This is a genomic window from Oceanobacillus alkalisoli (assembly GCF_021556485.1).
Taxonomy (GTDB): domain Bacteria; phylum Bacillota; class Bacilli; order Bacillales; family Amphibacillaceae; genus Oceanobacillus; species Oceanobacillus alkalisoli.
Map to the genome: position 1 here is coordinate 83,858 of NZ_JAKGBW010000005.1, position 15,731 is coordinate 99,588.

The 15,731-nt window shown below is 38.7% G+C and carries 13 protein-coding genes; 11 read left to right on the forward strand and 2 right to left on the reverse strand.

The window, feature by feature from the left end; all coding sequences use genetic code 11:
• Positions 1–186: 186 nt before the first annotated feature.
• Both LZD48_RS06850 and LZD48_RS06855 read left to right on the forward strand, forming a co-directional pair.
• The gene (locus LZD48_RS06850; protein WP_235761995.1) at positions 187–1,083 is read left to right on the forward strand and encodes a glycine betaine ABC transporter substrate-binding protein; all 897 of its coding nucleotides are present in this window, start codon (positions 187–189) and stop codon (positions 1,081–1,083) included.
• Positions 1,084–1,531: 448 nt separating this feature from the next.
• Positions 1,532–2,329, forward strand: a complete 798-nt coding sequence (locus LZD48_RS06855) for a carbohydrate-binding family 9-like protein (protein ID WP_235761996.1) — start codon at positions 1,532–1,534, stop codon at positions 2,327–2,329.
• A 92-nt stretch (positions 2,330–2,421) separates the two neighbouring features.
• On the opposite strand, the gene LZD48_RS06860 is transcribed toward LZD48_RS06855, so the two are convergent.
• Both LZD48_RS06860 and LZD48_RS18865 read right to left on the reverse strand, forming a co-directional pair.
• The gene (locus tag LZD48_RS06860) at positions 2,422–3,402 is read right to left on the reverse strand and encodes an ROK family protein (RefSeq protein WP_310739792.1); all 981 of its coding nucleotides are present in this window, start codon (positions 3,400–3,402) and stop codon (positions 2,422–2,424) included.
• Positions 3,403–3,450: 48 nt separating this feature from the next.
• A complete protein-coding gene (locus LZD48_RS18865) occupies positions 3,451–3,660 on the reverse strand; it encodes a winged helix-turn-helix domain-containing protein (protein ID WP_310739795.1) in 210 nt (69 codons plus the stop codon).
• A 454-nt stretch (positions 3,661–4,114) separates the two neighbouring features.
• Here LZD48_RS18865 and LZD48_RS06865 point away from each other — a divergent pair, with 454 nt between their 5' ends.
• From LZD48_RS06865 to LZD48_RS06905, 9 genes are all read left to right on the forward strand, one after another.
• The gene (locus LZD48_RS06865) at positions 4,115–5,470 is read left to right on the forward strand and encodes an MFS transporter (RefSeq protein WP_235761997.1); all 1,356 of its coding nucleotides are present in this window, start codon (positions 4,115–4,117) and stop codon (positions 5,468–5,470) included.
• Between the two features lie 195 nt (positions 5,471–5,665).
• A complete protein-coding gene (locus tag LZD48_RS06870) occupies positions 5,666–7,108 on the forward strand; it encodes a M81 family metallopeptidase (protein ID WP_235761998.1) in 1,443 nt (480 codons plus the stop codon).
• 110 nt (positions 7,109–7,218) lie between these two features.
• The gene (locus tag LZD48_RS06875) at positions 7,219–7,437 is read left to right on the forward strand and encodes a M81 family metallopeptidase (RefSeq protein WP_310739796.1); all 219 of its coding nucleotides are present in this window, start codon (positions 7,219–7,221) and stop codon (positions 7,435–7,437) included.
• A gap of 163 nt (positions 7,438–7,600) precedes the next feature.
• Positions 7,601–8,956, forward strand: coding sequence for a M24 family metallopeptidase (locus LZD48_RS06880; RefSeq protein WP_235762000.1), 1,356 nt, complete (start codon positions 7,601–7,603; stop codon positions 8,954–8,956).
• Positions 8,957–9,100: 144 nt separating this feature from the next.
• Positions 9,101–10,426 (forward strand): xylose isomerase, encoded by a 1,326-nt coding sequence (gene xylA, locus LZD48_RS06885; RefSeq protein WP_235762001.1) that lies wholly within the window; start codon positions 9,101–9,103, stop codon positions 10,424–10,426.
• Between the two features lie 81 nt (positions 10,427–10,507).
• Entirely contained in the window at positions 10,508–12,007 is a 1,500-nt protein-coding gene (gene xylB / locus LZD48_RS06890; RefSeq protein WP_235762002.1) for a xylulokinase, read from the forward strand.
• A gap of 1,208 nt (positions 12,008–13,215) precedes the next feature.
• On the forward strand, positions 13,216–13,731 hold the full coding sequence (gene ectA, locus LZD48_RS06895; RefSeq protein WP_310739797.1) for a diaminobutyrate acetyltransferase: 516 nt from the start codon (positions 13,216–13,218) through the stop codon (positions 13,729–13,731).
• Positions 13,732–13,769: 38 nt separating this feature from the next.
• Entirely contained in the window at positions 13,770–15,029 is a 1,260-nt protein-coding gene (gene ectB / locus LZD48_RS06900; protein ID WP_235762117.1) for a diaminobutyrate--2-oxoglutarate transaminase, read from the forward strand.
• Positions 15,030–15,074: 45 nt separating this feature from the next.
• The gene (locus LZD48_RS06905; protein WP_235762003.1) at positions 15,075–15,476 is read left to right on the forward strand and encodes an ectoine synthase; all 402 of its coding nucleotides are present in this window, start codon (positions 15,075–15,077) and stop codon (positions 15,474–15,476) included.
• Positions 15,477–15,731 lie beyond the last annotated feature (255 nt).

The window sequence follows — 15,731 nt, forward strand, 5'->3', positions numbered from 1 at the left end:
TAACATAACCTGCTAGATTACTGTACTATTCAAAAATAAGCACAGAAAATGAGCATTAGGCTCGTTATTCTCTGTTTGAATCAAATCTTGTAAAGCTATAACATAGATTGTGTTGCTCTTTTATATGAATGATTATCCCATATGATTAGAGCAGCAAAACAGAGAAATAGGGGTGTTTGTTTTTTTATGGTTAATTTTAAGAAAATAGGTATAATTGCTGGGCTTTCCTTTACGTTGCTTGCAGCAGGTTGTGGAACTGCAGCAGAAGGGGAAGAGAAGCAAGAGAACGTCAGTGCGGCACTGAAATATACAATAACTGGAACGGAGCCAGGTGCCGGACAAACGGAAAAGAATGAGGAAGCCATGGCGACATATGACAGTCTTCAAGGCTGGGAACAAGATCTGTCCTCAGCGGGCGCCATGTTAACGGAATTAAGTGAAGCGATTTCTAATGAAGAGCCGATTATCTTTTCCGCGTGGTCTCCTCATTATAAGTTTGCGAATTGGGACCTGAAATATTTAGAAGACCCACTGAATATATACGGAGAAGAGGAAGAGATTAGAACAATTGTAAGAAATGGATTAAAGGATGAAATGCCCGAAGCATACACTATCATTGACCGAATAGAACTTGAACTGGAAGATGTAGAAGAAGCTTTGTTAGAAGCGCTGGACAGTGAGTATGAAACAGTGGCGCAAACATGGATTGATGAAAATCAAGAAACCGTTGCAGAATGGACAGAAAACGTTGCCACTGTGGATGGAACTTCTATTGAGTTCGCGCTGCTCCCTTGGGATGATGCGACGTTTACAGCTAATGTAGCTAAGGGGGTTCTAGAAGAGCAAGGGTTTGATGTAACACTTACACCAGTTGATCCTGCTATTATGTTTGAGGCAGTCGCAACAGGAAGTGCAGACGCTTCAATGGCTGTTTGGATGCCGTCAACCCATGAACCATTATACTCTAAATATGAAGATGACTTTGAAGATCTTGGGCCAAATTTGGACGGTGCAAAAGTTGGATTAGCAGTACCAGCTTATATGGATATTGATTCATTAGAGGACTTGGAACCAAAAAAATAAGATGAAAAGGGTGCGGGTAGAACCTGTATCCTTTTTAATTGCTAGGAAACTACGCTATCATTGCATTAAATTATTAAACTGAAGTCAAGGAGCAATATAACAACCTACTATTTTGAATAACAATAGTTTCAGTTGCCAACTTTCATACACAAACTTAAACAAGGTATGGTAGCCCTGTCCAAATCCTTAATTATAGGGTTCTGATACTAATGGATAAGTAATTTCCTTTCTCCGGATATTCCTCTATATCCAGGGAACATTTCATTTTTATTAAACTATATAAATTAAATTAATTAACTATTGACAATGCATAGGTGAAAGCGTAACCTTATAATTGTAAGAATTATAAATATTATTTCAAAGATATAAATACCACGCCTACTGAGCATGTCAATCCATCGGTTCACCCAGTTTTAAAAAACTAAAAAATACTGTGAGGAGAAATGAAATGACATACACTGCATATCGAACAAAAGAAAAAATAGTTATAGATGGTAAACTGAATGAAAAAGCTTGGGAGCTAGCTCCTAAATCTTCTCGTTTTGTAGATATTGTAAATGGTGAACCTGCACTTTACGATACGAAATCAGCTGTACTTTGGGATGATGAATATTTATACATTGGTTTTTGGGTGGAAGAACCCTTTGTACATGCAACATTAACAGAAAGAGATAGTCTGCTATTTAATGAAAATAATGTGGAGATATTCATAGATGGCGGAGATACTTATTATGAATTTGAAATTAATGCATTAAATACGATTTATGAGGTCTTTTTCATTTGGAAAGATGCCTATAATCGGGGGGGCAAGTTCGATGTCCCAGAATTTGATTTATATGATCGTGATATGTACACATTCGGTGGTAACCACGATAGAACGGGAATACATTTTTGGAAAGGGACACATCCCCGTGGATTAAGATATGCGTTTAGAGATTGGGATCTACCAGGTTTAAAATCCGCAGTACATATCGATGGAAAATTAAATGACCATGCACATAGAGATAAAGGTTGGACCGTAGAACTAGCCTTCCCTTGGGAAGGAATGAAATGGCTGGCAAATGGCCGAACATTACCTCCTACGAGAGGTGACGTTTGGAATCTGCAATTTTCAAGGTATGAAAAGCTGGTTGGATTAAATAAGAATGTAGGTTGGGCTTGGGATCCAGTTGGATCAGATGATAACCATAAACCAGAAGCATTTACGCCGATTACTTTTTCTGATGTAAATATTGAGGAACTTTAGTAGATAGTATTCTTGAATAAAAAACGTCCCACTTCTTTCATTAATATAAATGGGACGTATGGGGTAACCATTAAAATTTAAGCTGTTCCATGTCAATTCAGTTTGGCAATCGAATCGCTATAAATGTGTTTTCTCAAAAAACCTTCAACAGAAAATGCTGCGACTCCTAAACAAGTGGAATAGGTTAAAAGAGTTGAAAAGTCAATTTTTAAATCCTTTTGGCTAAACCATAGTGTTTGTTCATGGATAAAATAATTTAATGGTTTCGTTAGCCAGTTTTCTGCCTTTGCCATGCGGTTACCTATAATTACTAGTTCTGGGTTAAAAATGTTGATAATGTTATTAATCCCAACACCTAAGTATTTCCCAGTTCTTTCGAAGAGTTGAATGGCATCAGCATCCCCCATTGTGGCGAGATCAGTGATAGTCTCCAGCGTCAGGTTATCTGGATCAATCTCTAACCCCGAACGTTTAGCATCTAACATTAAGGATTTTTCCGAGGCATACAATTCCCAACATCCTTGATTGCCACAGCTGCACTTAGCTCCATCAACCTCAATCGTCATATGTCCAAATTCACCGGAAAATCCGTTATTCCCCCGATAAAGCTCTCCATTTAAGATAAGTCCGACACCTAAACCAACCCCAACACTTACGTAAATAATATTGTTAAAGTATTTACCAGCACCGAATTTTTTCTCTCCATATGCTCCTGCATTTGCTTCGTTTTCGATAATTACTGGAAGGTGGTATTTCTGTTCTAGTAATGACCGGAGATCTACATTCCTCCAATTCAAGTTTGGAGCGAGTAAAATCTTCTTGTCTGAATCAACAACACCTGGCACACCGACCCCTATTCCTATAATGCCATAATGACTCGTTGGTGCAGTGGAGATGAGTAGATCGATTACCGTGTATAGTTCTTCTAAAATTTCCTCATAGGTTAAAGCAGTAAAGTTCACTTGTTTTTCGAAGTATATATTTCCTTGTAAGTCAGTTAAAACTCCAAGAATATAATTAACTCCTAAATCAATACCTACCGTATAACCAGCTAATTGATTAAAAAGTAACATTACAGGCTTTCTCCCACCGCTTGATTCACCAGGTCCCAATTCACTAATTTATTTATCATTTAACAGCTCAGTCACTAATGAAGAAACCGTTCCCTTATTTAACCCGGTAGAAGTAGCAATATCTGCACTGGAAATACTGGAGTTTTCTCTTATTGTTCTCAAAACCAGAAATTTGTTCTCTTGCTTTACAATATGCTGATTCCAAGTTTTATTTACTTTGATTTTTCTCTCACCTCTTTCGCCACTATTAAATAATATAGCATTATTTTATCATAAACTTTGTTTGACCGCTATACAATTTGAAAAGTGAGTTTGGAAAGTATTATAGCGTACACTAGAAATGAAGATAAAATTAATCAAGGCCAAGGAATTTATAGTTAACTTTATGGCGATGGAATAAAAAGAGAAAGTAAAATTATTTAAAATAATTCTATTATTTATATTGACAACGTTTTCATACTTCTGTATACTAAAATTCACAAGAAACTTAATTTAACCAATGAACAAAGAAAAATTTATTAAGTAAAATTAGGTTGATTGAATAATTTTACATAAAATTAAAAGGAGGAGACTATTTTTTTATGTAAACTTAGTTCACTGGATGGACTAAGTTATGAATTGTTGGAAGAGGACAAGGCGGAATAAGCAGGCTAGGATTTCTACTAAAAAGATTCTTGATATGTATTCTAAGAATGAAAAGGAGGCTAATAGGATGGAATCGTTAAACACAAATCAAAATGGAGTCAGTAATACTGGGAAGTTGAGCCTAAAGGAAAAAATGAGCTACGGAGCGGGGGATATTGCTTCTAACTTTGTTTGGGGGATGGTCACAAGTTACTTACTTTTTTTCTACACGGATATTTTTGGCATAACAGCAGCTGCCGCCGGGACGCTATTTTTAGTAACAAGGCTTTTGGATGCAATTACTGATCCAATGATGGGTGTGGTTATCGATAGGACAAAAAGTAAGCATGGAAAAACGCGCCCCTATTTATTATATTTACCTATTCCACTGGGGATTGTCGCAACCTTGATGTTTATTACACCTGATTTCTCATATACAGGGAAATTAATCTATGCATATGTTACGTATATCTTGTTAGTGTTGATTTACACAGCTATTAATTTACCATACGGTGCACTCATGACAAGAATGACGAGAGATTCAGGTGAGAAAGGTGAACTAAATAGTTTCCGAGGGATAGGAAGAACGATTGGTGCAATTGCTGTTTCAGCCTTAGTTCTCCCTTTAGCAACATTATTCGGTAATGGAAATCAACAAATCGGCTTTCCAATCACCATGGCGTTATTCTCCGTAGTCGCTGTAGGCTTGTTTTACATTACATTCAAATATTGTAAAGAGCGAATTGAGGATGCTCAGACACAGCAAGCAAGAGTTACAACATCCATACGAAATATGTTTAAAAATAAATACTGGGTTATTATTGCTGTAAGTACAATATTCTGGTTTTTAAGAATGGGAGTAATGAATACAGCGCTCATCTATTATGTTACGTATTATCTTGGACAACCAGGTAAAACACCGCTTTATTTGACACTATTGAATATAGCTAGTTTCGTAGGTTCCCTAATAGCATTGTTCGTACTGAAAAGATGGGGGAGCAGAAATACAAGTATCATTGCTTATACCCTCGCAACCATTTTACTTATCTCCATCTTTATGCTCGGTGAGAATACGGGATTATTATTTGTCATCCTGTTTTTCTTAGCTAATGTCTTTATCGGTTTTGGAGATCCTGCGAACTTAACGATGTTAGCAGAAACGATCGACTATCATGAGTGGAAGTTTGGTGAACGAGTAGAAGGTCTGCTGTTCTCTGGATATAGCTTTGCTCTTAAGTTTGGTGTTGCTATCGGTTCGGCATTTGTTGGATACGCTTTAGCTTTTGCAGGATATGATCCGGATGCGATAACTAGTCAAGCTACTGATGTTATTCGGATTATAACATTTGGAGTTCCTATAGTTTTAACTGCTATCCAAGTTATTGTGTTGCTATTCTATAAACTGGAAAAGTTACACCCGAAAATTATTAAAGAATTAGTTTAATGAATTTTATAATACGTATTTAATGCTTCACCATCACCATATGTAGTTGAGCTGGTTCGTTCCCAACTACATATGGTGATGGGAAAGCCGGCTTTGGTAATTATGAAATTCATTCAGTTGAATAAATAATACCTGATTATCACTCACGATCACTCCACTTTTTACAATAATGAAACTGAAACATGAGGTGATGAAATGAATATTGTAGTTGGCGGATTATTTCATGAATCAAATACGTTTAATCCAATTCTAACAGATAAAGATAATTTTAATCTTCATGAAGGAGATGAAATGTTGGAGAAGGTTGCCAGTACGAAAGTGTTTAAAGAGGCTGGAGCTACAGTTATTCCAACAATCCATGCATTTGGATTACCGTCTGGAGTCGTGAAGAACGAAGTATATCGATATTTCGCAGATAAGATACTTGGTGTTTTAGAAAAGGAAACCGAAGTTGATGCGATATGGCTCCACCTCCACGGGGCAATGACAGTCGAAGGGATTGGTTCAGCGGAGTTGCAACTATTGAAGGAAATAAGAGAAATAGTAGGTGGAGAAATCCCTATATCATTAACACTTGATGCTCATGCGAACAATACGGATGAATTGACAGATTATGCAAATATTATTCGTGCTTACCGATCGGTACCGCATATAGACCAGAGTGAAACGGAAATCATTACAGCACGGCTTCTGCTAGAAAGCTTGAAAAATAATTCGTATCCAAAACCAGCCTTTAAAAGGTTACCAATGTTAATAGGTGGAGAACAAGCCTTAGGGGCGAGAGAACCTTTAAAATCGATTTACAGAAAGATAGAGGAAATGGAAGCGTTGGATGGGATAGCGACTGCTTCTTTCTTTATCGGATTTTCCTGGGCAGATACTAGAAACTCAAGTCCCTCTGTGATAGTCGTACCGGAATCTGATGAATATAGAGAGCTGGCAAATGAAAAAGCCCAGGAATTAGTTGATTACGTTTATTCTAAAAAAGAAGAATTTAGCTTTGCAGTTCCTGCTCTTCAACCGGAAGAGGCAATTCAAACAGCTTTGAACGCAGAATCAAAACCCGTATTTGTTACAGACTCTGGGGATAATACGACTGGCGGAGGTATGGGGATATATACGTACTTGTTAGATATGTTCTTGCAGAAAGATGTAGGAGATAAAAAAATATGTATAGCGTCTATTTTTGATAAGGAAGCATCTCGAGAATGTGCTAAATACAACATTGGTGATGAAATTCATGTGAGTGTTGGAATTAATTACGATGTGTATAGTAAGAGCATTCCAGTAAAAGGTTTTCTAAAGGCAAAAGGCGATTTGATGGGATTCTTAGGTTCAACAGATGTAAAAGTTGGAGAAGTTTATGTCATATCCATCGGCAGTATCGACCTAGTGGTAGCAAACAGTGGTGAATCATTTATAACGATTGGCCATTTCGAAGCCGCCGGATTAGATTTATCAGAGTATGACATTATTGTTGTGAAACAAGGTTATCTATTTGCAGAGTTAAGTGCGATTGCAAAATTAGAAATATTAGCATTGACTCCAGGGGCAACGTATCAGGTTTTAGAGGAGCTGGAGTATGAAAATATTCCTAGGCCAGTTTACCCCTTAGATCAGTTAGTAAAGGAAAGATAAATTGTAAAGAACCTGATAAATACTATCAACCAACAAAATCTAGAAGGTAAGGTGAAGGAAATGAAAATCGTAGTTGGTGGATTCTATCATGAATCAAATACATTTAACCCATTCTTACGGATAAGGATAATTTCACACTTTATGAAGGAGAAGAAATGTTGGATCGGGTTGCAAGTACCGAAATATTTAAAGAAGTGGGTGCTACTGCCATTCCAACGATACATACATTCGGTTTATCTTCTGGGGCTGTAACAGAAGAGACTTATCGATATTTTGCAGATAAAATCCTTCATGTATTAAGAAACGAAACGGACATTGACGGAATTTAGAAATATTAGCACTGACTCCAGGAGCAACGTATCAGATTTTAGAGGAGCTGGAATTTGAAAATATTCTTAGACCAGCTTATCTCTTAGATAAGTAATAGTTTAGTAGGGTTCTACTTAACTAATTTACTATAAATAATATTATTCATAAAGGAGACGTATACAAATGAACTTAGAATTAAAAAACATCAAGCTGCCTGACTTTGGAATACCAGAAGATAGACCGGTGATTCCTAAGGAAGTTTATGAAGAACGCTGTAGCAAATTATATGAAGCGGCAAAATGTGATTGGATTTTTATATATGGTGATAGAGAGCACTTCGGAAATCTATACTACCTATCAGGATTTGATCCTAGGTTTGAAGAAGCAGCGCTTGCAATTGGACCAAAAAACAAAAAGTATTTATTAGTCGGGAATGAAGGCTTTGATTATAGTTTCAAAGCGAACAAAGTCGATGCTGAAGTATTATTGACTCAGTCGTTTAGCTTGCTGGGACAAGATCGTACACAAGCGCCACGTCTAGATAATATCCTTAGAGAAATCGGGATGAGCAAAGAAGATACTATAGGTGTTATTGGATGGAAGTATCTTGAGGAAACAGAAACAATCCCTCATGCTTCCAATATATTTATCCCAGCTATGATTGTAGACGGTATAAACAGTATCATAGAAAAACCGGTAGTAGATGTTACAAAAGTATTGATGAATCCAACAGATGGTTTACGTGCAATTAATGAAGTAGAAGAAATAGTAGGTCTTGAATTTGGAGCTGCACGTGCTTCGATGGCCGTCAATCGAATTATTGAAGGTTCAAACAATGGAATGACTGAATTCCAAGCTGTTTCTAACATGGGTTATGCGGGAGACCCATTATCCGCTCATATTATGTTCTCATCAGGAAAAGACAAAATTATAGGATTGTCCAGCCCGACAGCCCGTGAACTATCAAAAGGTGATGGAGTAACGACCGCCGTAGGTTACTGGGGAGGACTAAGTTGTAGAGCTGGTTTGCTGGCTGATTATGATGAAGAATTTTTAAATGAGCAAGCCATTCCATATTTTAAAGGAATCGCTGCCTGGTATGAATATGCAGCTATTGGGGTTTCTGGTGGAGACCTATTTGAAAAAGTGTCTGAAGTTTTAGCTGAAGGTGGATTAAGGCCTGCACTTAACCCTGGTCACTTGACAAGTATGGATGAATGGTTGCATACGCCAGTTCGACCAAACAGTCAAGATGTAATTCAATCTGGTATGGCTATTCAGTTAGATATTATCCCTGCTCCATTAGTCGATGGTGTTATTTTGAACTGTGAAGACAGTGTTGTATTCGCTGATGAAAACTTACGGAAGCAATTGGCAGAAAAGTACCCGGAAGTTTGGAAACGTATTACGCTTAGACAGAGGTTTTTAAGAGAAGAAATTGGACTGAATATTGATGATAGCTTACTTCCGTTATCATCAAACCCTGGATATTATAGCCCGTTTTGGTTATCCCCTGAAAGTGTACTAACTGCGAAGTAAGTACCGGAATTTAACTAAAAAAGTAACCTAACCTTTGATTTATAGGGTGTGTAAACAGATTCAAGGGTTAGATTATCCTAGAATTATTGTTTGGCCGAATATTAACGAAATATATAATACTAGAACATCTTGGAGGTATCTACTATGTCCTATTTTAAGAATATCAATACCATTACTTACGAAGGCCCTAAATCAACAAACCCTTATGCCTTCAAGTTCTACAACCCAGAAGAAGAAATAAACGGAAAAACAATGGAAGAACACTTACGCTTCGGTATCGCTTACTGGCATACTTTTACGGAAGACCTCTCGGACCCATTTGGTGCAGGAACAGCGATTCGACCTTGGGATAAATATAAAGGGATGGATCTTGCGAAAGCACGTGTAGAAGCAGCGTTTGAATTCTTTGAAAAAATCAATGCACCATTCTTCGCATTCCATGATGTAGATATCGCACCAGAAGGGGATTCATTAAAAGAGTCTAATGAAAACTTAGATACAATCGTTGCAATGATTAAAGATTATATGAAAGACAGTAAAACGAAGCTACTTTGGAACACGGTGAACAACTTCAGCCACCCACGCTTTGTACACGGTGCAGGTTCATCGAACAATGCTGATGTGTTCGCTTATGCAGCTGCAAAAGTGAAAAAAGGCTTAGAAGTTGGAAAAGAACTTGGAGCAGAAAACTATGTATTCTGGGGTGGCCGCGAAGGGTATGAAACACTGTTAAACACAGACATGAAGGTCGAAATGGATAATCTTGGTCGTCTATTCCATATGGCGAAAGATTATGCGAAAGAAATTGATTTTGATGCTCAATTCTTGATTGAACCAAAACCGAAAGAACCAACCTCTCACCAATACGATTTTGACGTAGCAAGTGGCTATGCATTTTTACAACATTATGGCTTGGAAGATATATTCAAATTTAATATTGAAGCTAACCATGCGACATTAGCTGGTCATACATTTGAACATGAATTGCATTATGCTAGAATTCATGGCATGTTAGGTTCCGTCGATGCAAACCAAGGACATCCATTACTTGGGTGGGACACGGATGAATTCCCGACAGATCTTTACTCTACCGTTCTAGCAATGTATGAAATATTGAAAAACGATGGCCTGGGTCGCGGAGGATTGAATTTCGACGCGAAGGTTCGTCGAGGTTCATTTACACCGGAAGATTTATTCCATGCACATATCGCAGGAATGGACAGCTTTGCGGCTGGTTTAAAAGTAGCGCAACGCTTAATCGATGATAACGTCCTTGAAGACGTGATTGGCGAGCGCTATCAATCCTACCAACAAGGAATTGGTCTTGATATCGTGCAGGGCAACACGGACTTACGTAAACTTGAGGAGTATGCACTAGGTTTAACAGAAATCAAGAACGAATCCGGAAAATTAGAAAGTATGAAGGCAACGATCAATCAATATTTATTAACAACATTTGCTAGTAAATAAGAGTGACGTAACGTGAAGAAAGACGAAGCCCTTCATATAAGTTGGCTTCGTCTTTGTACTTATCGGAAGGGGAGATCTGTGATGAAATATGTAATTGGAGTAGATTTGGGAACAAGTGCTGTTAAAATATTATTAGTGAACCAGCGAGGGGAAGTAACCCAAGAAGTTTCAAAGTCTTATCCGCTCATCCAAGAAAAAGTCGGTTATAGTGAACAAAATCCTACTGATTGGGTAGAGCAAACGGTTGTAGGATTAGCTGAATTATTAGCAGAATTTAATGGGAATCCGGAAGATATTGAAGGAATAAGCTTTTCTGGACAAATGCATGGCTTAGTATTGCTGGACGAAAAAAGAGAAGTTTTACGAAATGCGATCCTTTGGAATGATACGAGGACGACGAAAGAATGTGAGGAAATTTATGAAAGAGTAGGGAAGGATCGTCTGCTAGAAATTACTAAAAATCCTGCATTGGAAGGATTTACTTTACCAAAGATTCTGTGGGTGAAAAATCATGAACCGGAATTGTTCGAGCAAACCAAGGCTTTTATATTACCGAAAGACTATGTCCGCTATCGATTAACTGGAGAACTGCATATGGAATATTCTGATGCTTCAGGTACGTTGCTTTTGAATGTCGCTAGGAAATCATGGAGTGAGGAAATCTGTAAACGTTTAGATATTCGTCCAGAAATATGTCCACCACTTGTTGATTCTTATGCTGAAGTAGGTGCGATAACAAAAGAGATTGCAGAAGCGACGGGGCTTAGTGTTAAAACTAAAGTATTCGCAGGTGGAGCAGATAATGCATGTGGGGCGATCGGTTCTGGGATTTTAGAGGATGGAAAAACATTAGTGAGTACAGGGACATCTGGAGTCGTTCTGTCCTATGAAATGGATGAAGACAAGTATTTTGAAGGGAAAGTTCATTATTTTAACCACGCAGTACCAGGAGCTTTTTACACAATGGGAGTAACACTTGCAGCAGGTTATAGTTTGTCTTGGTTTAAAGATATCTTTGCAGAAGATATCGGTTATGAAGAATTGTTAGCTGATGTTGAAACAGCTCCGATTGGATCTAATGGCCTTCTTTTTACCCCCTATATCGTAGGTGAAAGGACTCCGCATGTTGATGCCAACATTCGCGGAAGCTTTATTGGAATGGATGCATCGCATGAAAGAAAACATTTTACCCGTGCTGTTTTGGAAGGAATCACTTACTCCTTAAACGAATCCGTTGCAATTTTCCGTAACCACGGTAAAACGATTGATACGATTGTGTCTATTGGGGGAGGGGCGAAGAATGAAGCTTGGCTGCAAATGCAAGCTGATATTTTTGATGCGAATATTATAAAGATGCAAAGTGAACAAGGGCCTGGTCTAGGTGCTGCAATGCTTGCCGCCTATGGTTGTGGCTGGTTTAGTTCATTACAAGAATGTGCAAATGAATTTTTGAAAGAAGACGAGACCTATTCACCGATTCCGGAAAATGTAGAACGATATAAGAAATTGTTTAAGATCTATAAAGAGGTTTATGGGAAGACAAATGAATTAAATGAACAGTTAATGGAATACAGAGGATAGGGGTAAAATACACTAAACGAACAAGTAAATTAAAAAGTGGTTCCGAATGATTGATTCGCTCGGAATTTTTTAGTGTGCCCCACTGTTGCACAATCTAGTGGTTGAAATCCACAAGGTAACTTTATCCCTTTAAAGTACCGTAGCCGAAGTAACATCCTCTTCGAATAAGGAAGGATGGACAGGGGTGTCTCTCGCGAGAGGGAATCTGAAAGGTCTGCAGGCAAAATCCAGCCCGAAACAACATGTGAACCAGAGGTGGTGGCGAAGGGACCTACTTCGTCAACATTGTGAATAGAAGTGAGTGGGAGGCGTAACGCATTGAATGAAAAGGTTCATCAAGGGGCGCGTCCCGCCGAACATGAAAAGCCATGTAAGGATATAGATGAACTTGCGCCCTGAGTACGTCCTAACTGGATAGGAGCGATTGACTATGTCTAAACACGCAATCCAATAGGTTGGAACAAGACGGGCTAGTATCCATGGTCGACTTACTCACCAACCGTTCCTGATTCGTGGGTGAAATAAAGTAAGGACTCACTCCCGGAAATGGGGAACGGACGAAGAGAAAGCCGTATGCGGGAAAACCGCACGTACGGTTTGACGAGAGGTCGGAGGGTGAAACCCCTCCTCCTATTCTACAAAAAAGTGGATTCTACAGATGAAGTTTTCGTTAGGGTAAGCAATAAAAGGGTGTATTCTAAGAAATCATCTAATGTTTGTATTTATAGAAAGCAACAAGATATGGTTGATAGTAAAATTCAATCGATTGCCCTTTATAGACGTACAGTATTTGGTACGTCTTTTTGAATGCTTGCTTCAGATTAGTGATGGAGACTTCCCGTAATATCTCTTACCTAGTGAGCCTCCATCTTTTTTAAAGAATCATTACAAAACATTTACAAAAAATATCACGCTAAAACAAACACCCCGTTAGGTGGCTCTACATCAATCTCTAAGGCGAGTTTTTTAATGAACCCCCAAAATTGAATCCGCAGTTATGCAGACAATCAGCTACTATTTACCAGTTATTTATAGACATTCGCCCGTGACGGTAATCTAATCCAGTTTAAACCTGTTTAATCCTACTATATACTGATTTATCCGTTTTGACGTAATTTTTGATTAACGTTAAGCTTTAAAAGAATTAAAAATTAAAATTTAATTTAGGTGGTGGAAGCATTAAAACGTTAGAAACGGCTGAGAAGCCAATTGTCAAAAAAGAACTTCATTTTAGGAAACCGAACAAGGAAGATGGGGCAGCTGTTTGGGAACTGATTAAGCAGACTGGCAACCTCGATTTGAATTCTTCTTACAGCTATATTATGTGGTGTGAGATTTTTTCCGAAACATCCATTGTAGCAATTGAAGAAAAGGGGTATGTTAGAAAGCCTGTTGCATTTGTATCTGGATTTATTCATCCAGATAATCCCGACACACTATTTATTTGGCAGGTTGCTGTTCACGGGTCACAGCGCGGGCAAGGGTTGGCGACGCGAATGCTGAATCAGCTTTTAGAGCGCAAGTCTTGCGAGAAAATTCGGTATATTGAAACTACTGTGACGACATCGAATACAGCTTCAAATAATCTATTTATTGGTCTTGCGAGGAAACATCAAGCCAATTATAAGATCAGTAAATACTTTAACTCGGAAATTTTTCCAGAAGCAGAAGATGAAACGCATGAAGAAGAATGGCTATACAGAATTGGGCCTGTTAATAAATAAAAAAATGATAAGGGATGAGTAATTTGACAACAGCAGTAATGAATAACGAGAAAATGAAAACTTTTGAAGAATTGGAATCAGCAGTAAGGAGTTATAGCCGCGGCTGGCCGACGGTTTTTGAAAAAGCGAAGGGCTATCGTTTATGGGATACAGATGGCAAGGAGTATATTGATTTCTTCGCTGGGGCAGGCGCATTGAATTATGGGCATAACAACGACGTGATGCAAGATAAATTAATCGAGTACATACAGGATGATGGAATTCTGCATAGTCTCGATATGGGAACGACTCCACGAAAGAAGTTTCTTGAAAAGTTTCAGGAAACCATCCTTAAACCTCGAAACCTCGATTATAAAATTATGTTTCCAGGTCCAACCGGGACAAACACGGTAGAAAGCGCACTTAAAATTGCAAGAAAAGTAACCGGAAGAGAAACAGTCATCAGTTTTACAAACGCTTTCCACGGCATGACAATCGGGTCTCTATCCGTAACTGGTAATGCAACGAAGCGAAAAGGTGCGGGAATTCCGTTAAACCACTCGGTATCCATGCCGTTTGATCAATTTGTCGATGATCAAGATACGATTATTTATTTGGAAAGTTATTTAGAAGGAAGCAGTACAGGTGTTGATTTACCGGCTGCAATTATTCTAGAAACGGTTCAAGGGGAAGGTGGCATTAATGCTGCTCGAATGGAGTGGCTGAAAAGAATCGAAGAAATCTGCAATCGCTTTGATATTTTATTGATTATTGATGATGTGCAGGCGGGTTGCGGAAGAACTGGAACATTCTTTAGCTTCGAACCAGCGGGCATTAATCCAGATATCGTCTGCCTGTCCAAGTCAATTGGCGGAATCGGCCTGCCAATGGCGATTACATTGATTAAGCCGGAGCATGACCAGTGGACGCCAGGTGAACATAATGGAACATTCCGTGGCAACAACTTGGCATTTCTTGCAGCAACAGAAGCGCTAACCTACTGGGATACTGATGATTTTTCTGAAGATATTAAGGAGCGCGCAGACTTCTTGAAAGAGACTGCCGAATCCATCGTTGAAAAATATCCGGAATTAAATGGAGAAGCACGTGGACGAGGCTTGATGCAAGGGATAGCGGTGCATGTTGATGGTCTTGCGGAAGAAATCTGTTCTGAAGCATTTAAGCGTGGCCTAATCATTGAAACAGCAGGACCAAAAGATGAAGTGGTGAAATTCCTTCCACCATTAATAATTGATGAGGAAGGATTAAGCAAAGGTTTAGAAATTCTCGAAGCTAGTATCAAGCATGTGCTTGCTTAAATTAAAATAAACGATACAAAAGCAGACGCAAAAGGAGAGGTAAACATGATTGTAAAATCACTTGAAGATATTGTAGGCACGAAAGACGACGTAGCAGATGGGAATTGGAGAAGCCGCAGATTCGTTTCCGCACATGATAGATTAGGATTCAGTGTGAATGATACGGTAATTAAAGGCGGTACGAAAAACTATTTCTGGTATAAAAACCATATCGAAGCTGTCTATGTCATTGAAGGCGAAGGAGAAATCGAGCAGATCGAAACCGGTAAAGTATGGCAGCTGAAACCAGGTACCATTTACGTACTGAATGAAAATGATAAACATGAAGTTCGAACAAAAACGGATATGCGCATGGTTTGCGTATTCAATCCGCCGCTTGTCGGTACAGAGACGCATGATGAAGATGGAATTTATCCTGTATTGACATTGGAAGAGGTTCAGGAATAACGACTATAATAAATATAGAAGGAAGGGTTACAGCATTTAGCTGTGGCTCTTCCTTTTTTGGGTTATATAGGAAACTATAAAAATAAAAATGCAGGGGATAACTTGCATATCCAGGGCTAGCCACGTCCGGCTCCAGCGCCCAGCAACTAGCAGATCTTTTGGTGGGGCGAGCAGTGCGCAGTCCCAAACTTCACACTCCTCCAATCGATAAAGAAGACTTGCCGAGCGGTCTTTGTAAGGCTGAGTCGCCCTTAT